This is a genomic window from Flavobacterium sp. RSP46 (assembly GCF_003984825.1).
GTDB lineage: Bacteria > Bacteroidota > Bacteroidia > Flavobacteriales > Flavobacteriaceae > Flavobacterium.
The window spans coordinates 111,816-135,719 of sequence record NZ_RYDM01000006.1 but is presented as its reverse complement, the minus strand read 5'-3'; the positions used below and the strand labels follow the sequence as shown (position 1 = coordinate 135,719).

The following is a 23,904-nucleotide window of genomic DNA, read 5'->3' as shown; positions in this document are numbered from 1 at the left end:
TTCAAATTAAGGCGCAAAGATAGGGTATAACTTGTGAAGTTGCAAAGAGTCTGAGGTGTAAAATTTTGCCAAATTAAGAGGTAGTCCTAGACTAATTTACGCCATAATTATTAGAGTTGTTATCCTTATTTGAATTTATGATTTAACCAAAATATTTTTATTTAATAAGTCAATAATAGCCTGATTTTCTTGGTTTACCGCATAATCCAAAGCTGTTTTTCCAAAAATGTCTGTTTGATGCGTATTAATTTTATAGTTCAACAAAATTTCTACACATTTTTCCTGACCAAAAGTGGCAGCAAAAAATAACGCATTTGCCTTATTGTAATTTATTATGTCTGGACTTGCTTTGTGTGCCAATAACAATTCTGCTAAGGAAGAATACCCTTTAAAGCACGCACCCATCAAAGCGGAATTGCCGGAGGAATCCTGAATATCTAAATTTGCTTTTTGCGAAATCAAATACGTTGCAACCTCATAATTATTGTTGTAAACCGACAGAATAAGCAAACTATAACCAGAGGAATTTAATAAATTTATATCATTCCCTTCCTGTACAAATTTTTCAATCGTTTTTAGATCATTGGTCCTTGCCGCCTCAAAAACATCTCTGTTTTGCGCATTCAAAAAACCAGAAATTAAAATCAATAAGGTGAAAATTATTTTTTTCATTTTTTTAAAATTTAAATAGTAAAGGAGCGCTAAAAACGCTCCTTTATTAAGTTTCCTTACAATTATTGCATCATTAAAGATTCTAATTCTTTACGATCCATTTTAAGCTCTTTTGCTAAACGCATTCCGTATTCTCTATCCGCTTGATAAAAATGAGCAATCATCTTAGCAACAATTACTTTGTTTTTTACTTGTTTTAAAGCACCTGATAAATTAAAAATTAATGCATCTTGATCTTTCTTAGAAAAAGAACGGTACAAATCTCCCGCTTGTGTAAAATCATTTGGTTTCGAAATTTTTGACTGTGCAGTAGTTACGTTTGCAAATTCTGATTTTGAATACTTGAATTTTGCATCATCCTTTACCTCCGGTTTATTTGTTGAAGGCTGATAATTTACATCACCAGTTTGAGGGCGCAACGACATATACCCATTTTCATTGTAGGTGTTCACTCCGTTTTTAGGCATGTTTACTGGAATTTGTTGAAAATTCCCTCCTAAACGATGGCGTTGTGTATCAGTATATGAGAACAATCTCCCTTGTAATAATTTATCTTCTGAAGGCTCAATACCTGGAACTAAAATTGCTGGCGAAAAAGCGGCTTGCTCTATTTGTTGAAAATAATTTGATGGATTTTGATTCAAAGTCATCGTTCCTACTTTTATCAGTTTAGCAATTTTTTCAGGCCAAATTTTAGTAGGATCAACAGCATTAAAATCCAAAGCCAAAAAATCTTCTTTCTTCAACATTTGAACATACAAATCCCATTTTGGAAAATTTCCTTTTTCAATTTCATTGCGCAAATCCAAAGTAGCATGCTCAATTTGTGTGGATTGAATTGCATTAGCTTCGGCTTGCGATAAATTACGTACTTCTTGTTGCGGAACCCATTTGTATTTTACGTAGGTTACTTCGCCTTTCGCATTTACCCATTTGTAAGCATGTACTCCATTTCCTTCCATTTGGCGAAAATTAGCAGGGATTCCATAATCAGAAAATACCCAAGTAAACATGTGCGTTGATTCTGGTACATTGGAAAAGAAATCGAATGCTCTGTTCGGATCTGATGCGCCATTTGTTATTGGGGACGGTTTAAAGGCATGAACCATGTCTGGAAACTTCATTGCGTCACGGATAAAGAAAACGGGCAAATTGTTTCCTACTAAATCATAATTTCCTTGTTCAGTATAAAATTTAACTGCAAAACCTCGAGGATCACGGTACGTTTCCGGAGAACCTGCCTGATGTATTACCATTGAGAACCGAACCAACAATGGTGTTTTTTTACCCGCTTTATTTAAGAAATCTGCCATCGTAACATCCGAAAAATCAGAGGCAGCAACAAATTCTCCAAATGCACCAGTTCCTCGAGCATGAACCACTCTTTCCGGGATACGTTCGCGGTCAAATGTAGCTAGTTTTTCAATCAAATGAATGTCTTCAAGCAGGACTTGTCCATCTTGTCCAATTGTTTTTGAATTTTGATTGTCTCCTACTGGAGCTCCGGAATTTGTTGTCAACGTTTGACCTAATGTTAGCTGAGTTATCAATATCGCTATTGATAAGACTAATGCTTTTTGTTTCATAAGATTATTTTTTTATTTAATTCATGCAAAAATATCGACAAAAATCATATTGACATAACTGAAATTTTATATCTTTGTTATAGACAATATCTATATATGAATATCCAACAATTAGAATATATAATTGCAGTAGATCGCTTAAAAAATTTCACTAAGGCCGCAGAGTATTGCAATGTAACTCAAGCAACATTGAGCGCAATGGTCAAGAAATTAGAGCAAGAGCTTGGAATAGTGATTTTTGACCGAAAGAAAAATCCAACTGAAACAACCGAAATTGGAATAGAAACTATTGAAAATGCAAAAAAAGTAGTTCTTCATAGCCAGCTTTTAAAAGACGACGCCAAAAAGAGTATTGGAAAAATTGAAGGAAAAATTAGAATTGGAATCATCCCGACAATAGCAAACTCTTTACTTCCAAAAATTTTAAAACCTATTTTAGAAAACTTTCCTGACTTAAAACTAGAAATTTCAGAACAAACAACCAACTCCATTACAAAACAGCTGAAAGAAGGGCAACTTGACATGGGAATTGTTGCGACACCTTTACATGACACTGAAATTGAAGATATCGTGTTATTTTATGAAACTTTAATGGTGTATGGCGACATTGACCCGGTACAGAACTATATTTTACCCGATGAAATTAGAAATCATAAAATCTGGCTTTTGGAAGAAGGTCATTGCCTTAGAGAACAATTTATTAAATTATGTTCTTTAAAGAAAAAAGAAAAAATGGTTGAAAATTTAAAACTTGAAGCAAGTTCTTTTGATACTTTATTGAATATGATTGACGAATTTGGCGGATTAACTTTGATTCCCGAATTATATTACAACACCCTTTCTACCGAAAGAAAAAAACAAGTCAGTTTTTTTAACGCTCCTATTCCGGTTCGTGAAATGAGTATTATTTACCACCGTCCTTATGCAAAAATCAGAACCATTGAAGCGCTAGCCAAAATCATTCACAGCACAATAAACAAAGATTTGATTTCAAATAAATATAAAAAAAGCGAATTAGCAATTACTCAAATATAATAATCACTCACAAGTACTTTCGTAAAAAGCATCTATAGAAAGTTGTTTTTGCATTGAAGCCATAACAGCTAAGGCATCACATCTTTCGTTTTGGACATGATTGTTGTGGCCTTTGATCCACTTAAAATCTACTTTGTGTTTTCTATATACAATTAAAAATCGTTTCCACAAATCAGCATTTTTCCGGTCTGCAAAACCTTTTTTTTCCCAACCCAAAACCCATTTTTTTACTACTGAATCCACCACATATTTAGAATCCGAAATCACCAAAACGGTAGTATTAGGATTTTTTAGCTTTTCGAGACCTACAATTACTGCCAACAACTCCATTCTGTTATTAGTGGTTCGACGAAAACCTTCATAGAATTCCTTTTTATAAGGTTTTCCTACCCATTCCATAACAACGCCATAGCCACCGTTACCTGGATTGCCTTTAGCAGCACCGTCTGTGTATATGTGTACGTCGTGAGAATTCAAAATTATAAATTATGAGTTAATAATCTTTCAATCACTTCCGGAAAATACTTTTGTTCCAATTCATGAATTTTCTGGGCAACTTCTTCTGGAGTTTCGTGCCCTGATAAAATTATTTTTTTTTGAAAAAGAATATTTCCTTCGTCATAATTTTCATTAACATAATGAATGGTAATTCCGGTTTCTTTTTCATTATTTTCTACAATGGCTCGGTGAATATTCATCCCGTACATTCCTTTACCACCATATTTTGGCAACAAGGCAGGATGTATGTTTATGATCTTATCCGGATAGGATGTGATGATATTTTCAGGGAATTTCAATAAAAAACCAGCCAAAACAATCAGATCAGGCTGAATTGTATTTATTTTATGTAATACTTCCCCTTCAATAAATTGTTCTTTAGTAAAAATATTCGTTGCAACACCATGGTTTTTTGCTTTGTCAAGCACCTTGGCGATGGAGCTGTTTGCAAAGACTGCTTGAACCGTTGCAAGTTTAGATTTTGCAAAATACTTTATGATGTTTTCAGCATTAGTACCCGATCCAGAAGCAAAAACGACAATTTTTTTCATAACCTAGCTTGTTTTAATGATGCAAAAAAAGGGATAAAAAATGAAAATAAATAACATTGTGGCAGCTTTGTTAAAATAAATTTCATAATTTAGTTGTCACATTTATTAACTAAATAGTTGTTTTCAAATAAAGTTTTTTATTTTTGCCAACAAATTAAATTCTAAAATTAAAGATTATGTCAGACATTGCATCAAGAGTAAAAGCGATTATCGTAGACAAATTAGGTGTTGACGAAAACGAAGTTGTAACAGAAGCAAGCTTCACTAATGATTTAGGAGCTGACTCATTAGACACTGTTGAGCTTATTATGGAATTCGAAAAAGAATTTGACATTCAAATTCCAGATGATCAAGCAGAAAACATCGCTACTGTAGGTCAAGCAATCTCTTACATCGAGGAAGCAAAAAAATAATAAATACGCACCCGTTTACAATCTTGTAAGCGGGTGTTATTATTATTTTGAAATTAAATTCGAGATTGGATTTCAATCAAAAAGATATTTATTGTAATACCCATGGCTCTTTTTGTAAAAATACAGTAAAGAAAGCATGGGTTTTATTTGTTTAAAGATAACAAAAAATAAAGAATTTATGGTATTAAGACGAGTTGTTGTAACAGGTTTAGGTGCTCTTACTCCTATTGGAAATAACATTCAAGAATATTGGAATGGACTTATTAATGGCGTTAGTGGAGCAGCACCAATAACTTATTTTGATGCTTCAAAATTTAAAACTCAATTTGCGTGCGAATTGAAAAATTTTAATGCTGAAGATTTCTTAGACAGAAAAGAAGCCAGAAAAATGGATCGCTATGCGCAGTATGCTATGGTTGCCTCTGATGAAGCGGTTGTAGATGCCGGTTTCAATTTTGAAAAATTAGACAAAGACAGAGTAGGTGTTATCTGGGGCTCTGGAATTGGAGGATTAGAAACTTTTCAAATTGAAATGTTGAACTTTGCTGCAGGTGATGGTACTCCTAAATTTAATCCTTTCTTTATTCCAAAAATGATTTCGGATATCGCAGGAGGACATATCTCTATAAAATACGGATTCAGAGGTCCAAATTTTACCACTGTTTCTGCTTGTGCTTCTTCTACAAATGCTATTATTGATGCTTTCAACTATATAAGATTAGGTCATGCTGATGCTATGATAACCGGAGGCTCTGAAGCTGCGGTGACAATAGCAGGAATGGGAGGCTTTAATGCCATGCATGCTTTATCTACCAGAAATGACGATCCTAAAACCGCTTCAAGACCAATGGATAAAGATCGAGATGGTTTTATCTTAGGCGAAGGAGCTGGCGCATTAGTCCTAGAAGAATACGAACACGCTATTGCTCGTGGAGCAAATATTTACTGCGAAATTGGCGGTGGCGGAATGTCAGCTGATGCCTACCATATTACGGCACCGCATCCTGAAGGATTAGGCGCTAAAAATGTAATGTTAAACTGTTTGAGAGATGCCGGTTTACAAGCAACTGATGTAGATGGTGTGAATATGCACGGAACCTCTACGCCACTTGGTGACATGGCAGAATCTAAAGCAATACTTCATGTTTTTGGGGAACATGCTTACACGATGAATTTAAATTCGACTAAATCTATGACGGGCCATTTACTTGGCGCAGCCGGAGCAGTAGAAACAATTTCTTCGATACTTTCCTTAAAACATGGACTAGTGCCACCAACAATAAATCATTTCACAGATGATGAAAATATCGACGCTAAACTAAATTTTACGTTCAACAAAGCTCAGAAAAGAGAAATGAATGTAGTGATGAGTAATACTTTCGGTTTTGGAGGTCACAATGCTTGTGTACTAGTAAAAAAATTAGAAATCTAATTATAAATGCGTATAATTAGAAAAATATTTTCAAAATCCCGTTCTCCAGAAGACGGGATTTTTTTTGATTCTATTCAGAAAATTTTAGGATTTGCCCCTTTAAATCTTGATTTTTATAAAAAAGCATTCACCCATCGTTCCTCTAATCGCCTTGATATTTTAGGAAATCCAATCAATTACGAACGGTTAGAATTCTTGGGAGACGCAATGTTAAGCTCCGTTATTGCGGCTCATCTATTCAATAAAGCACCCGCTGGGGACGAAGGATATTTGACTAAAATGCGTTCTAAAATTGTGAGTAGGGAGCATTTGAACGAATTAGGGAAAGACTTAAATTTAGTGCAATACATAGAAAGCAAAGTGCCACTTCAGCATTTTGGCGAGAACATCCATGGTAATATTTTTGAGTCATTGGTGGGAGCGATTTACTTAGACCGAGGTTATGTATATTGCGAAAAATTCATTCAAAAAAGAGTAGTAGTGCCTTATGTAGATATTGCAAGACTCGAAGGAAAAGTAATCAGCTACAAAAGTCTGGTGATTGAATGGTGTCAAAAAGAAAAAAAAATATTTCATTATGATATTTTTGAGGACAATGCCATTGACGGGCAACGTCTGTTTGGTGTAAAACTTAGCATTGACAATAAAGTGATTGCTAAAGCAAGAGCCACATCAAAAAAGAAAGCAGAAGAAAAAGCATCCCAACGCGCTTATTTTGCATTTCAAGAAAAAATGGACAGAAAATAATTTAATATACATAAAACTATATCGTTTTCGTTTATAAATTAACAAAAACATCACCTTTTGAACGGTCAATACTTCGATAGAAATACTATATTTACATCTTATTTTTTCATGAAATGGCTATTCTTAAACTTGATCTGGGCGAATTTGACGAAATAGATTACTATCTTATTGCGATTCATACTTCATTAGAGGACTATCGTTTGGCATTTTTTATTAATCAAATGCTGCCTGTGAATCTTAGTAAAAGTAAAAGTGAAATTCAAATTAATATTAAAGAAGGAGAAACAGGTTTTTCCAGATTTTATTATGAAGACATCGAAAGCGGTATTTCTTGGAATTTGATTCAAAATAAAAATGAGGTCATCCAGTATAATAAAGGAAATAACCAAAATCTATTTTCTAACGTGTCCATGGAAGTTTCAACAAAAGTCTTTTTACTTCCTGAATTCAAAAAAGTAGATTATTTTTTAAAAATAGAACATCACGAAGATGCCATAAACGTGTCCCAAACGCAGCTCCTATTAAATACCATAAACAGCATATCTACTGTTTATATAGTAGATACAAATAAAATAAAATCTAAAAACAATTTAATTTTTTAATACAAATGCTTACAAACAAAAAAACTAAAATTGTAGCCACACTTGGGCCTGCATGCAGTACAAGAGAGATCATAAAAGACATGATCGAAGCTGGCGTAAATGTGTTCCGAGTAAACTTCTCGCATGCGGACTACAATGATGTAAAAGAAAAAATAAGCCTTATACGAGGTTTAAATGAAGAGTTTGGTTATACAACTGCTATTCTTGGCGATTTACAAGGGCCAAAACTTCGAGTAGGAGTTATGGAGGAAGGTGTCGTCGTACACGATGGGGATCTAATTACATTTACAACTGCCGAAGATATTCTTGGAACTGCTAAGAAAGTATTCATGAAATATCAAAACTTTCCAAATGATGTAAATCCTGGAGAAAGAATTTTGCTTGATGATGGTAAACTCATTTTCGAAATCGTGGAGACGGATAAAAAATCAGAAGTTATAGCAAGAGTAATTCAAGGTGGCGAATTGAAATCAAAAAAAGGGGTAAATTTACCTAATACAAAAATATCCCTACCGGCAATGACCGAAAAAGATATTGCAGATGCCATTTTTGCCATTGGCCAAAATGTAGATTGGATTGCCTTATCTTTCGTGAAAACACCACAAGATTTACAAGAATTACAAGAATTAATCGCCAAACATTCAGAACATAAAATTCCAATTATTGCCAAAATCGAAATGCCGGAAGCACTAGAAAACATTGACAAAATTGTTGCTTATTGTGATGGTCTGATGGTTGCCCGCGGAGATTTAGGAGTAGAACTTCCTGCTCATGAAGTACCGTTAGTTCAAAAAGAACTTATTCGCAGAGCCAAAACGGCTAGAATTCCAGTTATTGTTGCCACGCAAATGATGGAAACAATGATTACGTCTCTTACACCAACTCGTGCCGAAGTTAATGATGTTGCTAACTCCGTTATGGATGGTGCTGATGCCGTAATGCTTTCGGGAGAAACAGCAACTGGAAATTATCCGGTTCAGGTAATTCAAAAAATGACTCAAATCATTGAAGCTGTAGAAGATTCACCGCTAATCCAAGTGCCACAAAATACGCCACAGATAAAAACAAAACGATTTATCACTAAAACAATTTGTCACCACGCTGCCTCCATGGCTAATATAATCAAAGCAAAAGCAATTTGTACTTTGACAAATAGTGGGTATACCGCATTTCAAATTTCTGCATGGAGACCAAATGCACACATTTTAGTGTTTACCTCAAATAAGAGAATCCTTACTCAGCTTAATTTATTATGGGGTGTAAAATCTTTCATGTACACTAAAGATGTAAGCACAGATGATACCGTAACGGACATAAATGAAATTGTAAAACAAAAAGGCTTTGTACAAAAAGGAGATTTCCTTATCAATTTAGCAGCAATGCCTATTAAGGAAAAGGGGATGGTAAACACCCTGAGAGTTTCTGAAATAGAATAATAAAACGTTCTCATTACGTATTAAAAATCCGTCTGGTTCAATCAACAGACGGATTTTTTGTTAAAAACACGGTAAAGAATTGATTTTCAATACATAAATTACAATTGCACTTTACTTATTGGGTTATGACAGATTTGTCTCAATCTAAAATTGCTATTTTGCTTTTTATAGTTAGTTCTAAATAGTACACTGATTATGTATCTTTGTTCGCGGATTACGGGGCTCCTTATTTTTAAGTTTTGTCAGGCGCAAATAAATAACATTTGTTGCATTTGAACGAAAGGGCGGAAATGTCTTTTTTATAAAGTTACATTAATTAGCTGAATCTAGTACTTTAAACAAAAAACCTTGAAACAAATTCTCTTTAAAAATACCAACATCTCCTATTCCGATACCGGGAAGGGAACCGCTATTGTCTTACTTCACGGTTTCTTGGAAAATAAAGGCATGTGGGATTTTTATATTCCGGAGTTTGCTAAAAAAAACCGCATCATCACCATTGATTTATTGGGACATGGCGAAACGGAATGTTTGAGTTACGTGCAAACGATGGAGGATAATGCTGATGCTGTGCACGCTGTTTTATCGGAACTACGCATCCGTAAAGCCATTTTTGTAGGGCATTCTATGGGCGGTTATGTAGCTTTGGCTTTCGCCGAATTGTATCCGGACACGATAAAAGGATTGGTTTTATTAAACTCGACCGCAAGAGCCGACAGCGAGGAACGAAAAACAAATAGAGATCGGGCTATAAAAGCAGTAAAACAATCTTTTGTCAATTTCATCTCACTTTCTATTGCAAATTTATTCAGTGAAAACAACAGAGAGCGCCTTTTATCAGTAATTGAAAGCGTAAAGAAGGAAGCTTTAAAAACACCCCTTCAGGGAATCGTTGCCTCACTGGAAGGAATGAAAATACGACAAGACAGAGAAGTGTTGTTGCATTTGGCACCTTTTCCTAAACTTTTGATTCTGGGCGAAAAAGACCCGGTTCTAAATTACGAAGAAACCAAAGAACAGATAGAAGGCACAGCCATGAAACTGGTGACTTTTCCGGACGGACACATGAGTCACATTGAAAACCAAGACGAATTGTTGAACGTATTATTAGCTTTTTTCAAAAGCATCTAATTCATTCCAGGTTTCAAATACCCTTTTTCCACCAATTCGCTTTTGTCTTTTAAATGGTACATTTTTCCTTCTTTCATCAACGCCAGTTTTGTGGAGACTTTTATCACATTTTCATAATTATGATCCGTGATAATAATGCCTTTTGTGCTGGACATTGCAGTGATTAATTCATTAATTTTTTCAATCATTATGGGTGATAAGCCATTGTGTGGTTCGTCTAGTAAAGCAAATTTCGATGCATTATTCAGGATTAATTTAATTTCTAAATACCGTAATTCTCCGCCAGATAAATGTTTTATTTTTTTCTCTATCATCGATTGAATCATATCGTCAGCATAAAAATCCTGTAATTTATCTTTGGCAATAGCCAATTGAATAGTCTTTTTTATCGAAAATGAATTTGGAATAAAATTATCTTGAGACAAATAACTGATTTCGTTTAGCAAATCACTAGTTTTTGATTTCACGACGCCATCTACCCGAACAAATTTAAAATCAGCAGTTACAATTCCGAAAATGATTTTTAACAAGGTCGATTTCCCGGAACCATTTCTTCCTAAAACCCCAATAATATCAGCAGTTTCACATCTCAAATACACATCAGAAACTATACTTTTCCCCTCATATTGTTTTTGGATACTATCTATTTCTAAAATATTTTTAGTCATACGAATTTCAATACTACATTAATGACTAAAATCAGCATTAGCGAAAAAACAAAATTCATCAGAAAACCATAAATGAATAGATGCAATTTAGAGATTCCGTTGTTGTAATAAAACAGATATTCGTTTTTAGCATTCACTTCTTTTATCAAAAGGCTAATGAAGAAACCAAAAATAATAAGGGCGTATTTGAAGGTTTCAAATCCGCCAAAAACCCATGCTAAAGTGCTTATTGACATGTTAATTGTTAAGGTGCTTTTGTAAAATTCGAAGATATTGGCTAGTTTTCTGATTGGGAATTTTGTTTAAATTAGTTTTTCTTCAAAAGGAATGTTTTCATCTAAAATTTCGCTTAATAAAAGAACCATTTGCTCTAAATAATTACCTAATATTTCTTCATTTATAATTGCATTTATTTCGTTGATTTCTTTTAAGAATTTAAACGCAAGAAAACCTGCTTTTAAATTCTTAAAAGAAATTATTCCTGCTTCAATTGGTTTTCCTTTAGCGTCATGCTCATACATATAAGCATACGCCAGCACCTGAATGATTTTGTCGCTTTTAATATCTTCAGTAAGTCCTTTCCATGATTTCAGTGTAACGCTTGCTTTTTCTACTTTTCCGGTTTTATAATCGATAATTCGAATGATTCCGTTGCGCTCTTCAATCCGGTCTACATTTCCTTTTATCAATACCGGAAAAGGCAAATTAGGATGATTTATAATTCGCTCGAATGTTTGTTCCAAAGCTATAATTTTTATTGCATCACCATTCTTGATACTTTCCAGTTCCACTTTCAGGAAATTCGAAACATTGCGCTTGGCGACTTCAAATGCCAGCAAATTTCTACCCTTTTTGATTTCACCTTCTTTGTACACCAATTTGAATTGTTTCAAAACCTCTGTATCTATTTGTTTGAAACAATTTAGAATATCACTTTCTGATATAAATTTATCAATGAAAGGCTCGTATAAAACTTTCAAAGTTTCGTGGATAATAGTTCCCAAGGTATTCAAGGCAATATTTTCCTCTACTTCTTCTACTTCGCTGATGCGTAAAATCTTCTGGAAATAAAACTGAATTGGATTCCGGATATAACTCGTCATCGCCGATGGAGAAAACCCTTTTTCGGCTATTTCTTTCAATCGCAGCATAACACGTTCCGATTTTGGAATCACCATAGGCTGATACGCTGTTTCGGGTAGCACGGCATTATAAATTTCGTGAGTCAGCGTATGATTTTTTTGTTTTTCGACTTCCAGTTGCGTGATGAATCTGCTTTTTTCTCCGGCATCCAATCCTTCACTCTCGGTATTATAAATTAAATAAATGTTCTTTGCTCTTTGTAATATATGATAGAAATGATAGGTGTAAATTGCATCTTTTTCTTTGAATGTGGGCAAGCCTAATTCGCGTTTTACATCATAGGGGATAAACGAATTTTGCGATTTTCCGGCCGGGAATTTCCCTTCATTCATCGAAGTGACAATAACGGTGTCAAAATCTAATACACGGCTTTCTAAAACGCCCATAATTTGCAAACCATTGAGCGGTTCTCCTTCAAATGAAACCTCGGCCAAATCAATAACTTGTTTGTAAATGGCATAAAGAGTTTCGATTTTATCGATATGTTCGTGCTTTGAATAATAATTAATTAGTTTGTTAATGACTTTAAAAATAGCAAAAACAAAAGCTTTGGTGATTTTTTCTTCTTCGTTGTCGTTACTTAAATTTCCTTTGATGGTTTGCAATAATTTTGAAATGGTCTCTAAAACTGGAATCGAACCCTTTTCCCATTTTTGGAATAATAAAAGAAATATTTCACTTGGAATTCCATTCAATTCCATCAATTTATGATGCGTAATAAAAGTATAATTATTTTGGTTAATGGTTTGGACTAGCGCGCTGGTTTTTGCGTATGGTTCCACCAAAGGGTGGGTTAAAATATCTAAGATATCTTTGTAGTATAAGACATAGCTTTTAGCATTTCTGGACAATGCATTTGTGTGCATTTTGAATAATTTAGCAGTCAAAATCTGCGCTGGATTGTTCTTGCTAGAATATCCCATCGTAATATTCAAAGCGCCAACACTTGAGGGTAATGAATATAAAAGCGGTACCAAAAGATTTTCTTCGCCCAGAACCACAGCAACTTTATCTAGCGTTCCATCAGTTCCTAGGCTTTGTGATTCATTGATGATATTCTCGATAATACTCCCGGCTATTTTGGCTTGACCAATTGTTTTGGGTGTGCCAATGACCTGAATGTTTTTAGTTTGAGAAAAATCATTTACAATCCATTCAAACGGATGTAATTTATAATGTTTCCAATTTTCTTTAAAACGTCTTACAAATAAACCAGCATCATGATAGGGATCATTGAGAAAGGTTTGGTCTGCGTCCCAATATATTTTGGCTTGATCAGAAGCGATGAGGTGTTGGATTATTTTTTCTTCGGCTGCATTCAATGCATTAAAACCCGCAAAGACGAATTTTTTGTCATGTAGGGAATTCGAAAAATGATTTATGTTATGCACTGCTTCACGATAGATTAATCCTTGATAGCCGATTCCCTTGTTCAGTAAATGAGCGTACAATGATTGATAATAGTTGGGCAGTAGTTTCCAAAAATCAATATATTTTTCTAATAATGCCGTTTTGTTTTCTACTTCAATTCCCCATTTTTTGATGTCTTCAATGTCTTTCAGATAGGAAAGAACATGGGATGGATCTAGTAAATAGCGGTCAATTTCATTGAAGTCCTGCAGGAGTGTTTTGGCCCAATTGGCAAATAATTCAAAGGATTGTTGATTTGCTGTCGCGGTAATAGATAAATACACTTCATAGAATTCGAATAATAATTCGATAGGATCTATAGTGCGGATACCAGCTATGTTTTGAACAAAATCCTCAACGCTTATAATTTCGGGTGAAATTATGTTGGTTGCGACTTGTTTCTTTAAGGCTTCAATCAGGAATATTTTAGCTCGTTTGTTTGGTAAAACAACAATCGTATTGGAAAGAGTGTCAGCGTATTTTGCGATTAAAACCGAAGCTATTTTATCTAGAAAAGAAGTATTTGTCATTTTATAAAAATAAAAAAAACGCCTCGATAAATCGAGGCGTTTTCTAAAAATTTTTGAACAATATTATTTTTGCAATAACAATTCAGTTCTTCTGTTTTTAGCTTTACCTGCAGCAGTTTTATTTGTTTCAACTGGAGTGCTTTCGCCAAAACCAACAGTATTTAAGTTTTCAGCTTTTATTCCTCTTTCGATCATAGCTTCTTTAACGATACTAGCTCTATCTTCAGAAAGTTTTTGGTTGTATTCATCTGAACCATCGCTATCTGTATGTCCTTCAATGCTAAATTTAGCATTTGGATAATTTTTTAGGATTTCTGCCATTGCATCTAATCTAGCTGGAACATCTCCAGTTTTGAAAGTTGCTTTACCAGAATTAAAGTAAACTGCTCTAGCTTGAATTTTAAGATTGTCTAAAGCTTCAGTAGTTACTTCAGGACATCCTTTGTTGCTAGCTGGGCCAGCAATAGTAGGGCACTCATCATCTTTGTCTAGAACACCATCTCCATCAGTATCTGGCCATGGGCATCCACCGTTTTCTTTAGGACCTGCAACTGTAGGACATTTGTCATCTTTATCAGCAACACCGTCTCCATCTGTATCAGGACATCCTTTTAATTCTTTAGGACCAGCTTCATTTGGACAAGCATCATCTTTATCAGCAACACCGTCTCCATCTGTATCAGGACATCCTTTTAATTCTTTAGGACCAGCTTCATTTGGACACTCATCTTCACTGTCTTGAATTCCGTCTCCATCTGTATCAGGACATCCGTTGAATTCTTTTAAACCAGCAACTTCTGGACAAGCATCATCTTTGTCATATATTCCATCACCATCTGTATCTTTTCCACCAAATTTGAAGATAATACCAGCAGAGTGTTGAAAATGAGATGGAGCATCAGGAGTTCTAGAAGCATCTACTCTATCACCAAAAGATTTTTTGTATCTAGTTGCAAGTTCGAAACCAACATTTTCGGAAAACCATAAAGTTAAACCAGCACCTGGGTTTAAAGTTCCAAAACTACTGTCTCCAAAGAATGTATATCCACCACCAATAGAAAGAGATGGGTCTATAACTTTAGATTTAATTAAATTCATGAAGCTGTATCTTATCGTAGCATCAACACCATAATACATTAAATCACCAGGATTAGTGACAAGATATCCTCTGGAGTCATGACCTACAGCACCTGGAGCAAAAGTTACAAACTTATCTATTTTGTTTACAGATCCAGTAAGACCAAAAGAGAAATTATCTCCTACGTATTTTGAGACACTTAAATACGATACAGAAGGTAGGACGTTCCAGTTTGTTTTCGCGTCAAAAGGTTGCGAAAAATGACGGTCTAGCCAATTATTTCCTCCACCAGCACTAGTTCTAGTGTCTACGGCATTTGCTCCAAAAGAGATTGCCCATGGGTTGTTACTGTCTTGTGCGTGAGAACTTAAACCCATCACCATCATCGCAGCAACTAAAATTTTGTTAAGATGTTTCATACTTAATTTTTTTAATTACAATTTAGTTAATTACAAGCAAAAATAGGACGTAATTTTTAAACTACAAAATATTATGTTAAAAAAAACCTACAAACAAGGCTAAAAGTGCGAATTATATAACATTTAACTCTTTTCCTACCGCTACAAAGGCATTTATTGCCTGATCTAAATGCGCTTTTGTATGTGCCGCAGAAAGTTGTACTCTAATTCTTGCTTTATCTTTAGGAACTACTGGAAAAAAGAAGCCTATTACATAAATTCCTCTTTTTAATAATTCATTTGCCATAGTTTGAGACAATTTTGCATCATATAACATCACCGGTACTATTGCAGAATCCCCATCAATGATATCAAAACCTGCTTTTTTAATCCCATCTCTAAAATAATTAGTATTCCATTCTAGTTTGTCTCTAAGTGTTGTATCTTTTTCTAAGAGTTCAAAAACCTTGATGGAAGCTCCAACGATTGCTGGTGCTAAGGAATTTGAAAATAAATACGGTCTGGAACGTTGACGTAATATTTCGATAATTTCTTTTTTAGCGGTCGTATACCCGCCCATGGCGCCACCAAGTGCTTTTCCTAAGGTTCCTGTAATAATATCTACTCTTCCCATGACTCCTTTTAACTCAAGTGTCCCTTTTCCGGTAGCACCAATAAATCCAGCAGCATGGCATTCATCAACCATAACCATTGCGTCATATTTATCGGCCAAATCACAAATTTTATCCAACGGAGCTACAACGCCATCCATGGAGAAAACACCATCCGTAACAATTAATTTGAAACGGGTACCGGCTTCTGTAGCCTTAATCAGCTGCTTTTCCAGGTCTCCCATATTGCTATTTTCATAGCGATATCGCGTCGCTTTACACAAACGAACACCATCTATAATAGAGGCATGATTTAAACTATCCGAAATAATACAATCCTGATCTCCTAATAAGGGTTCAAAAACACCTCCGTTTGCATCAAAAGCGGCCGCATAAAGAATGGTATCTTCTGTGCCATAAAACTCAGAAATCTTTTTTTCCAAAGTTTTATGAATGTCTTGTGTCCCACAAATAAAACGCACCGATGACATTCCAAAACCATGCGTATCAAGAGCGTCTTTTGCAGCCTGAACAACTTCTGGATGGGATGACAAGCCAAGATAATTATTGGCACAAAAATTTAAAACCGTTTCTCCTGTCGAAATGGTTATTTCTGCATCTTGTGGTGAGGTGATAATGCGCTCTGATTTGAAGATTCCATTGTCTTCTATTGTTTGTAATTCTGACTGTAAATAGTCTTTAATTTTTCCGTACATTTTTTATGTTTTTAAAATTCAATTTTGCGAATAATTCATTTTTTAGGCTACAAATTTACTACATCGATTTCTTTTCCTATATAAATTAGTGCTTTTTTTACCACTTTATACCCCATTAATTCAATTGCATTTTGATATTTTTCTAATTGTAAGTGGTATTTAGGATTATGTGTTCCTGTTTTATAATCCAACAGCAACACTTCTTTATTTTTTGTCAAAACCATTCGGTCCGGTTTTATAGTCTTTCCTTCCTTTTGAATAATTGTTTGTTCATTCAGTACCTCATTCCCTTCCGAAAAATAATCGGTTAGTTCTGTATGAGTGACAATTTCCTGTATGGTACTGTAAACGGCTTCCTTTTGTTTAAAAACGATGAGTCCGTTTTCAATCGCTTTTGTTATAGCTAAATCTATATCGTTTTTCGTTTTCACAAAAGATAAAATCTCATGAATGACGTTTCCATAGGCAATGGCTTCCTGTTGTTGTGTTCCCCACATCAATGCTTCTCTTTGTGCAATTTTGATGTTTTTTGGATTCAAAATTTCCAAAACTAACGGAATTGTTTTGGAGGTATCAATGTGTTTTTTTTCTTTTGATAATTTAGCGATATCCCCAAAATCATATTCCAATTTATCGGTATCGAATTCCCCTTTGCTCTCTAAATAATTAATAAAAAAAGCACACATATTATTTTTTGGAACTTCCCCTTTACTGGATAAATTCATATTTGAAATCACATACAACTGTTCCTCCGCTCTGGTCAAAGCCACATAAAGCACATTGATATTGTCTAATAATTCTTCCTGTTTCTTTTGATTGTAAATCTCAGCCGCTTCCTCTCCAAATCCTTCTACGGCGCTATTGTTATCAATTAATACTTTTGACAGGCCAAAAATTCCTCCTTCAGCATTGAGCCACAATTTATCTTTTGGTTTCCTGTTGTAATCTTCCTCTGCAAATGGCATAATGACTACCGGAAACTCCAATCCTTTTGATTTATGAATTGTCATAATCCGAACGGCATTATTTCCTTCTGGTGAAGGAATACTAAATTTTTGTGCATTTTTATCCCAGAAATTTAAAAAGTCAGAAATTCCTGCTTGGTTGCGAATGTCACGTTCCAGAACTATGTCTAAAAAATATTGGACGTAGGCATTCCCCTCCCTAACCTTCCCCGAAGCGGCAGGAGCCGACACCGATAAGTTGGAGTCTTGAATTTCTTCTCGTTGAATTAATTCTTCTTTTATTCGTTTTAAAACTTCCGAAATATTCTTTATAACCTGTTCATTGGTAAATCGAATGACTTTATACCCTAATTTATTCAGGGTAATTGTTCTATTATTATCTAACTGAACCTGCTCTTCGGTAAAATGATAATCCTCATCCACTTCAACAACCAGTTTTTTCGATAAACAAACAAAATGAACAATAAAATCAGCTATCAAATGGTGTTGCCTGAATTTATAATCTTCAAATGATCTAGATTTAAACTCCATCCAAAGAATTTTCTCAGCATGTATTGATTCAATAAGATGGAATTTATCCTTACGATTAACCACTTCGTCATCCTTTTCTTTGGAGAGGGCCGGGGAGAGGAACTTTGCAATAATAACCTCCACCGCTTCATACAATGATTTTTTTCTAATGTCTTGAAACGACAATGAAATATTAAAACTCACCAGCCAATTTTCGAAATCCGTTTCCTGAAACAATGCCATTCCTTTGGCAATGAAATCAGCAACAGGTAATCTGTCCTGAATATGCGTTCCTATATAGTAAAGGAAATTCGCCTTAGCTTCTAAATCAGCGTTGTTTTTCAGGTATTTTAATAAATGAATAATCAATCGTACTTCAGTAGCATTTTGAATCATTAACGTTTCCGAGGATAAAAGCGGTATTCTTTGCTCTGTCAAATAGTTCGCAATCGCAATTCCCTGACTTCGTTTCCGGGTAAGAATGACAATATCTTTGTATTCAAATCCTTTTTGAATTACTTTTTGAATCGTATTCAGCGTGGCCAAAACATATAAATCAGTTTTATCTAAAGCTTCTTCGTCTCCAGAAGCTTCCGGATTATCATTTGTTTTCTCTACTTTTGGGATAAAAGAAATATTCACATAACCTCCTGTTTTGTCATTGGTTTTTTGGTGGCTGTGATTTTCATACAACTCTTTGTAATCTAAATGAGCAAATTCACCGGACAACAATTTAAAAAATTCATTATTAAATTCGATTACCTGCGAATAACTTCGGTAATTTTTATCAAGATGTTCAAGTTTTTTATCAGGATTATTGAACGGGTTTTGATCTTTACTCAATTCAATAAACTGTTCGGCTTTTCCGCCGCGCCACCTGTAAATAGACTGTTTGGGATCGCCCACAATCATCAAGGTTCCTTTTTCTCCATAATCATCCTGTCCGGAAAGGGCATTATCAATAAGCGGAATCAGGTTTTGCCATTGCATCTCCGAAGTATCCTGAAATTCATCGATAAAAAAATGGCGGTAGCGTTCCCCCAATCGTTCGTATATAAAAGGCGCCGGCTGGTTTTGAATTTCCCTATGGATTATGGCATTAAATTCTGAAATGGAAAGTACATTTTGTTCACTTTGTATTTTGGCTAATTCATTACTTACCGTATTTAATAAGGAAAGTGGTGTAATGTTTTTCAGGAAGGCTTTATAAAAATGGATCTTTTCGAAAGCTTTGTAAACTTTGTCTAAAAATTGCAATAAATCTGGAATTATGTTTTCAATAATCGCACGATCTTTTGCCGTTTTATTTATGGTTATATCATCCAACTTACGAAAAATTTTATTCTTCGGATTGAATTTTCCCTGTTGAATACTATTGATATGTTTGGGAAAATGTCCTGCCGAGAACGATTTTACATCAATTCCATTGGTGTCAATTAATAACAAGGCCGCTGTTGCAAAAACAACAGTCTGTTTTTCTAAATCTTTACTGGCTTCTACTAATTTCTTTTTTATTGCAACGAACTCAGCGATGGATTTATCCTGAAACTGCGTGATTTCGTTTCTGTTATTTTCATTGAGGATCAAACGGCCTGTCTCTAGAATTTCACGGGAAATATCCCAAGATTTATCATCGTCAGTTTTTTCCATCGTGAAATCGATGAGCAGTTTTGTCAACGTTTCATCTTCACCGGCCTGAGCAATTATAGCATCTACAGCCTCAATTAATAAATTTTCAGTGTCCAGGGTGACTTCAAAAGTCATGGGCAAATTCAAATCATGCGCAAAGGCCCGAATTACCTTGTGGGTGAATTTATCAATCGTAGAAATATCAAATGCAGCGTAGTTATGAATAATATGCTTGATAATTTGCTGTGATTTAGTTTTGATTTCGAGGATCGAAAGTTCTGTATCTATTGCTAAATCCTGCATCAAGTCCTGGGCTTTGTGGCTGGGCTCGTCTTTTGCAAATTCAGAAAGACTACCCACAATTCGGCTTTTCATTTCGTGCACCGCTTTGTTGGTAAACGTAATGGCCAGTATAGTGCGATAGGCATCATTTTTTTTTGCAACAAGAATAATCTTGAGGTACTCTTTGACAAGCGCATAGGTTTTTCCGGATCCAGCTGATGCATCGTATATGGAAAATGAAGGTCTTTGCATGTTGCTATTATTATACGCTGTGAGTTATACAAATTACTACTTTTTTTATAAAAAAGAATCCTTTTTTGGTATTCAAGTACAAAAAACTAAACTGCTTGTGCTTCCTTTTCAGGGTTGTGTCTTAATGAAAAACAAAGCAAGTAACAGGGAATTTTTCTTTTGCCAAAAGTGATTAAATAAATTTTCTAATGCTCATCATAATCCCAATGTGAAGCCCTTCATGAAAATCATTGAAAGCCATTGCATCCTGAGCACTTTCTAGCGTATACCCTGTTGATGTAGGATATTCAGTGAAGTTTTTGAAGTTTTTATTTTCAAAATCAAGTTTAGTTTGATTGATAGTTTCAAATAACAAATCCTTCATTTCGGCTAATTCTTCTTGTGTTGCAATATGTTCTGGCTTAGTTCCTTTTTTATATTTTTCTACCATTTCCTCAGAAACCATCATCGGTAAACCCGATAATTTATACACTAATACTTGCTGTGTCACTATTATATGACCGATGTTCCAAATCAGGTTATTGTTGAATCCTTCCGGAATCGTGTTAAGTTGCGCTAAAGTATATCCTTTTAAAAACTGTGAAACTATTTTTCGGCTGGTTAAAGTAATGTCTAATATTTGATTCATTTTTTTATTTTTTGATAAAAATAATCATTTTCCGTGTCAAATGAATTTTCTTTGCACAAAGAAATTGCTATTTATATGGACATAATATATTATCTCGCTTCTTGCGACACCTGTAGAAAAATCATAAAATCACTTCCTAAAGAGCATGATTTTAAGTTTCACGACATCAAACAAGATCCAATTACTGTTGCCGAATTAGAACGAATGCACAAACTTTCCGGAAGTTATGAAGCGCTTTTTAGCAAAAAAGCACAACTGTACAAATCGATGGATTTAAAAAATAAATCCTTGACCGAAGACGATTATAAAAAATACATTCTGGAACATTACACGTTTTTGAGTCGCCCTGTATTTATCATCAAAGACAAGATTTATATCGGGAATACCCAACAAAATATGTTGCAGGTAATGAAAGCCTTGGCATAATGTCCAAAAGAAATCTTGCACTAATTGGTGCCACAATTGTTTCCATAATTTACGGAGTCACGTTTACTATTGCCAAAGATGTCATGCCGTTGTATATTGATGCCTATGGTTTTATACTGTTGCGCGTAGGTGGTTCAATGATTTTGTTTTGGATCTTTTGGCTTTTTATGCCGAAGGAAAAAATTGCCTCCAATGACTTTCCCCGAATTATTGCCGCAGCTTTCTTTGGCGTAGCATTTAATATGCTTACATTTTTCAAAGGATTAAGCCTTACTTCGCCTATTAGTGCTGCAGTTATCATGGTTTCGACACCAATGATTGTGTTGACGCTTTCGGCTATTATCATGAAGGAACGCATGCAAAAACGAATGGTTTTTGGAATTATACTTGGTCTGATAGGGACTGCTTTTCTTATTCTGTACGGAAAATCCATTGGCAGCGCCACAAACGCCGGGTTGGGAAATTTTCTGGTATTGGTCAATGCTATTTCCTATGGATTTTACCTGATTATCGTCAAGAAATTAATGGATAAATACAATGCGTTTACGTTTGTAAAATGGATTTATTTATTTGGATTTATTATGGTTTTGCCTTTTGGCTGGAGTCAATTTCAAACGGTGGACTGGGCTTTGGTTCCCATGGATATTTGCTGGAAAATTGGATTTGTTGTCGTCATTTCTACATTTCTGACCTATTTGCTTAATTTGCTTTCGATGAAAGAATTAAAACCAACGACGGTTGCCGTTTTTATTTATTTGCAACCGCTATTTGCCACTATTTTTGCGATAAGCTTGGGCAAAGACGAATTGAGTTTGGTAAAAATTGGTTCGGCAGTTTTGATATTTATCGGCGTTTATTTAGTGACACAGAAAAAGAGTGTGCAGTAATCAGCTGTTAGTGTTCAGCGCCTAAATTGCAGGTTATTGTCTTTTATAACGTTCGTTGGGCTATTTATATCAACTCAAAAATTAAAATCTGATTACTAAATATGTACTTATGCCGAGTCACTGTTTACTAAAAACGGACCACTGACCACTTTTTTAGTATCTTTGACCTCTTTTAGAAAATTATATGATACAATCAATGACGGGTTTTGGTAAAGCTACTTTGCAATTACCAACCAAAAAAATCACGGTAGAAGTGAAATCTTTAAACAGTAAAGGTTTGGATTTGAATGTGAGAATGCCTTCGCTGTACCGCGAAATGGAATTGGGTTTACGCAACCAAATCGCACTTAAGCTGGAAAGAGGCAAAGTAGATTTTTCTATTTTTATCGAAACTACCGCCGAACAAACTTCTACGAAAGTAAATGTGCCCATTGTAAAAGGGTACATCAATCAGTTAAGAGAAGTGTATGCTGATGCAGATGAAACGGAACTGATGAAAATGGCGATCCGTATGCCGGACACTATGAAAATAGAACGTGATGAAATCGATGAAAACGACTGGGTACAAATCCAAACCGTTATCGAAGAAGCCTTACAAAACATCTTGACCTTTAGAAGAGATGAAGGAATGTCTCTTGAAAAAGAATTTCAATTGCGAATTGGTAACATTAGGCAGTATATGACGGAAGCTTTGGCGCTTGATCCAGAACGTGTTCAGGCAATAAAAGACCGTTTGCAAACTGCAATTGCTGAACTTAAAGTGAATGTAGACGAAAACCGTTTTGAGCAGGAATTGATTTATTATTTGGAGAAATTAGACATCACCGAAGAAAAAGTACGTTTGACGAATCACCTGGATTATTTCTTGGAAACCATCAACGGAACGGAGGCTAACGGTAGAAAATTAGGTTTCATTACCCAAGAAATGGGACGTGAAATCAACACGATGGGTTCTAAATCCAATCACGCACAAATGCAGAAATTAGTCGTTCAGATGAAAGACGAATTGGAAAAAATAAAGGAGCAGGTATTGAACGTTCTATAATATAGATACTGAAATAAATTCAGCATAAAATGAGCACAGGAGGAAAATTAATCGTTTTTTCGGCACCATCAGGATCTGGGAAAACCACCATAGTTAGGCATTTATTAAGCAAAGAAGATTTGAATCTGGAGTTTTCTATTTCGGCAGCTTCCCGCGAACCAAGAGGCGAAGAAGTAAACGGAAAAGACTATTATTTCATGTCTACCGAAGACTTTAAAAAACACATTAAGAACGAAGACTTCTTGGAATGGGAAGAAGTGTACCGCGATAATTTCTACGGAACTTTAAAAAGTGAAGTGGAGCGCATCTGGGCAAAAGGAAAAAATGTAATTTTTGATATTGATGTCTCTGGTGGATTGCGCATCAAGCATAAATTCCCGGAAGAAACGTTAGCCGTTTTCGTGAAACCACCAAGCGTAGATGAACTAAAAAGAAGATTAAAGGAACGTTCTACCGAAAGTGATGACAAAATCAATATGCGCATCGCTAAAGCTTCTGTTGAATTGGCTACAGCGCCACAATTTGATGTGATTATAAAAAACTACGATTTAAATATTGCTTTGGAAGAAGCTTATCAATTGGTAAAGAATTTTGTAAAGGATTAAAATATAACACAAAGAGGC

At 34.8% G+C, this 23,904-nt stretch carries 22 protein-coding genes; 11 read left to right on the top strand and 11 right to left on the bottom strand.

The features are described from left to right. Positions 1 to 135: 135 nt before the first annotated feature. Both EKM01_RS10995 and EKM01_RS10990 read right to left on the bottom strand, forming a co-directional pair. Positions 136 to 672, bottom strand: coding sequence for an ankyrin repeat domain-containing protein (locus EKM01_RS10995; RefSeq protein ID WP_126768325.1), 537 nt, complete (start codon positions 670 to 672; stop codon positions 136 to 138). 62 nt (positions 673 to 734) lie between these two features. Continuing rightward, positions 735 to 2,258 (bottom strand): catalase, encoded by a 1,524-nt coding sequence (locus EKM01_RS10990; protein WP_126563799.1) that lies wholly within the window; start codon positions 2,256 to 2,258, stop codon positions 735 to 737. A gap of 96 nt (positions 2,259 to 2,354) precedes the next feature. Here EKM01_RS10990 and EKM01_RS10985 point away from each other — a divergent pair, with 96 nt between their 5' ends. Then, a complete protein-coding gene (locus EKM01_RS10985) occupies positions 2,355 to 3,293 on the top strand; it encodes a hydrogen peroxide-inducible genes activator (RefSeq protein WP_126768323.1) in 939 nt (312 codons plus the stop codon). Positions 3,294 to 3,296: 3 nt separating this feature from the next. Here EKM01_RS10985 and rnhA read toward each other — a convergent pair whose 3' ends face one another. Beyond that, a complete protein-coding gene (rnhA, locus tag EKM01_RS10980; RefSeq protein ID WP_126461787.1) occupies positions 3,297 to 3,770 on the bottom strand; it encodes a ribonuclease HI in 474 nt (157 codons plus the stop codon). A 2-nt stretch (positions 3,771 to 3,772) separates the two neighbouring features. Beyond that, positions 3,773 to 4,342 (bottom strand): phosphoribosylglycinamide formyltransferase, encoded by a 570-nt coding sequence (locus tag EKM01_RS10975; protein ID WP_126568997.1) that lies wholly within the window; start codon positions 4,340 to 4,342, stop codon positions 3,773 to 3,775. A gap of 176 nt (positions 4,343 to 4,518) precedes the next feature. Between EKM01_RS10975 and EKM01_RS10970 the strand changes: the two genes are divergently transcribed. From EKM01_RS10970 to EKM01_RS10945, 6 genes are all read left to right on the top strand, one after another. Further along, a complete protein-coding gene (locus EKM01_RS10970) occupies positions 4,519 to 4,755 on the top strand; it encodes an acyl carrier protein (protein WP_007137004.1) in 237 nt (78 codons plus the stop codon). Positions 4,756 to 4,933: 178 nt separating this feature from the next. Then, positions 4,934 to 6,187: a beta-ketoacyl-ACP synthase II gene (fabF, locus tag EKM01_RS10965; RefSeq protein WP_126461793.1), complete on the top strand. Its 1,254-nt coding sequence runs from the start codon at positions 4,934 to 4,936 to the stop codon at positions 6,185 to 6,187. A 6-nt stretch (positions 6,188 to 6,193) separates the two neighbouring features. Then, positions 6,194 to 6,934, top strand: a complete 741-nt coding sequence (locus tag EKM01_RS10960) for a ribonuclease III family protein (protein ID WP_126461796.1) — start codon at positions 6,194 to 6,196, stop codon at positions 6,932 to 6,934. Between the two features lie 113 nt (positions 6,935 to 7,047). Further along, on the top strand, positions 7,048 to 7,536 hold the full coding sequence (locus EKM01_RS10955) for an IPExxxVDY family protein (protein ID WP_126461799.1): 489 nt from the start codon (positions 7,048 to 7,050) through the stop codon (positions 7,534 to 7,536). A 5-nt stretch (positions 7,537 to 7,541) separates the two neighbouring features. Then, positions 7,542 to 8,972 carry a pyruvate kinase gene (gene pyk / locus EKM01_RS10950; protein ID WP_126562657.1) on the top strand — a complete coding sequence of 477 codons (1,431 nt, stop codon included), beginning with the start codon at positions 7,542 to 7,544 and terminating at the stop codon, positions 8,970 to 8,972. Positions 8,973 to 9,320: 348 nt separating this feature from the next. Next, entirely contained in the window at positions 9,321 to 10,103 is a 783-nt protein-coding gene (locus EKM01_RS10945; protein WP_126452739.1) for an alpha/beta fold hydrolase, read from the top strand. Here the strand turns inward: EKM01_RS10945 and EKM01_RS10940 are convergent. From EKM01_RS10940 to EKM01_RS10910, 7 genes are all read right to left on the bottom strand, one after another. Next, positions 10,100 to 10,771, bottom strand: coding sequence for an ATP-binding cassette domain-containing protein (locus EKM01_RS10940; protein WP_126562659.1), 672 nt, complete (start codon positions 10,769 to 10,771; stop codon positions 10,100 to 10,102). The genes EKM01_RS10945 and EKM01_RS10940 overlap by 4 nt on opposite strands. Beyond that, the gene (locus tag EKM01_RS10935; protein ID WP_126461807.1) at positions 10,768 to 11,007 is read right to left on the bottom strand and encodes a hypothetical protein; all 240 of its coding nucleotides are present in this window, start codon (positions 11,005 to 11,007) and stop codon (positions 10,768 to 10,770) included. Before EKM01_RS10935 ends, EKM01_RS10940 begins: the two co-directional genes overlap by 4 nt. A gap of 66 nt (positions 11,008 to 11,073) precedes the next feature. Next, positions 11,074 to 13,854 (bottom strand): PD-(D/E)XK nuclease family protein, encoded by a 2,781-nt coding sequence (locus EKM01_RS10930; protein WP_126768321.1) that lies wholly within the window; start codon positions 13,852 to 13,854, stop codon positions 11,074 to 11,076. A gap of 63 nt (positions 13,855 to 13,917) precedes the next feature. Beyond that, complete coding sequence (locus tag EKM01_RS10925; protein WP_126768319.1) at positions 13,918 to 15,351, bottom strand: OmpA family protein; 1,434 nt, start codon at positions 15,349 to 15,351, stop codon at positions 13,918 to 13,920. A 112-nt stretch (positions 15,352 to 15,463) separates the two neighbouring features. Continuing rightward, a complete protein-coding gene (gene kbl, locus EKM01_RS10920) occupies positions 15,464 to 16,657 on the bottom strand; it encodes a glycine C-acetyltransferase (protein WP_126554690.1) in 1,194 nt (397 codons plus the stop codon). A 47-nt stretch (positions 16,658 to 16,704) separates the two neighbouring features. Further along, on the bottom strand, positions 16,705 to 20,295 hold the full coding sequence (locus tag EKM01_RS10915) for an exodeoxyribonuclease V subunit beta (protein ID WP_126768317.1): 3,591 nt from the start codon (positions 20,293 to 20,295) through the stop codon (positions 16,705 to 16,707). A 172-nt stretch (positions 20,296 to 20,467) separates the two neighbouring features. Further along, a complete protein-coding gene (locus EKM01_RS10910) occupies positions 20,468 to 20,923 on the bottom strand; it encodes a DinB family protein (protein ID WP_126452751.1) in 456 nt (151 codons plus the stop codon). A gap of 75 nt (positions 20,924 to 20,998) precedes the next feature. Between EKM01_RS10910 and EKM01_RS10905 the strand changes: the two genes are divergently transcribed. The 4 genes from EKM01_RS10905 to gmk all read left to right on the top strand — a co-directional run bounded on the left by EKM01_RS10905 (position 20,999) and on the right by gmk (position 23,886). Further along, positions 20,999 to 21,349: an arsenate reductase family protein gene (locus tag EKM01_RS10905; RefSeq protein ID WP_126768315.1), complete on the top strand. Its 351-nt coding sequence runs from the start codon at positions 20,999 to 21,001 to the stop codon at positions 21,347 to 21,349. Beyond that, complete coding sequence (locus EKM01_RS10900; RefSeq protein ID WP_126554696.1) at positions 21,349 to 22,236, top strand: DMT family transporter; 888 nt, start codon at positions 21,349 to 21,351, stop codon at positions 22,234 to 22,236. The genes EKM01_RS10905 and EKM01_RS10900 overlap by 1 nt, the downstream gene beginning before the upstream one ends. Positions 22,237 to 22,420: 184 nt before the next feature. Then, positions 22,421 to 23,281, top strand: coding sequence for a YicC/YloC family endoribonuclease (locus EKM01_RS10895; protein WP_126554698.1), 861 nt, complete (start codon positions 22,421 to 22,423; stop codon positions 23,279 to 23,281). Between the two features lie 29 nt (positions 23,282 to 23,310). Continuing rightward, positions 23,311 to 23,886 (top strand): guanylate kinase, encoded by a 576-nt coding sequence (gene gmk / locus EKM01_RS10890; RefSeq protein WP_126461828.1) that lies wholly within the window; start codon positions 23,311 to 23,313, stop codon positions 23,884 to 23,886. The last annotated feature ends 18 nt before the right edge of the window (positions 23,887 to 23,904 follow it).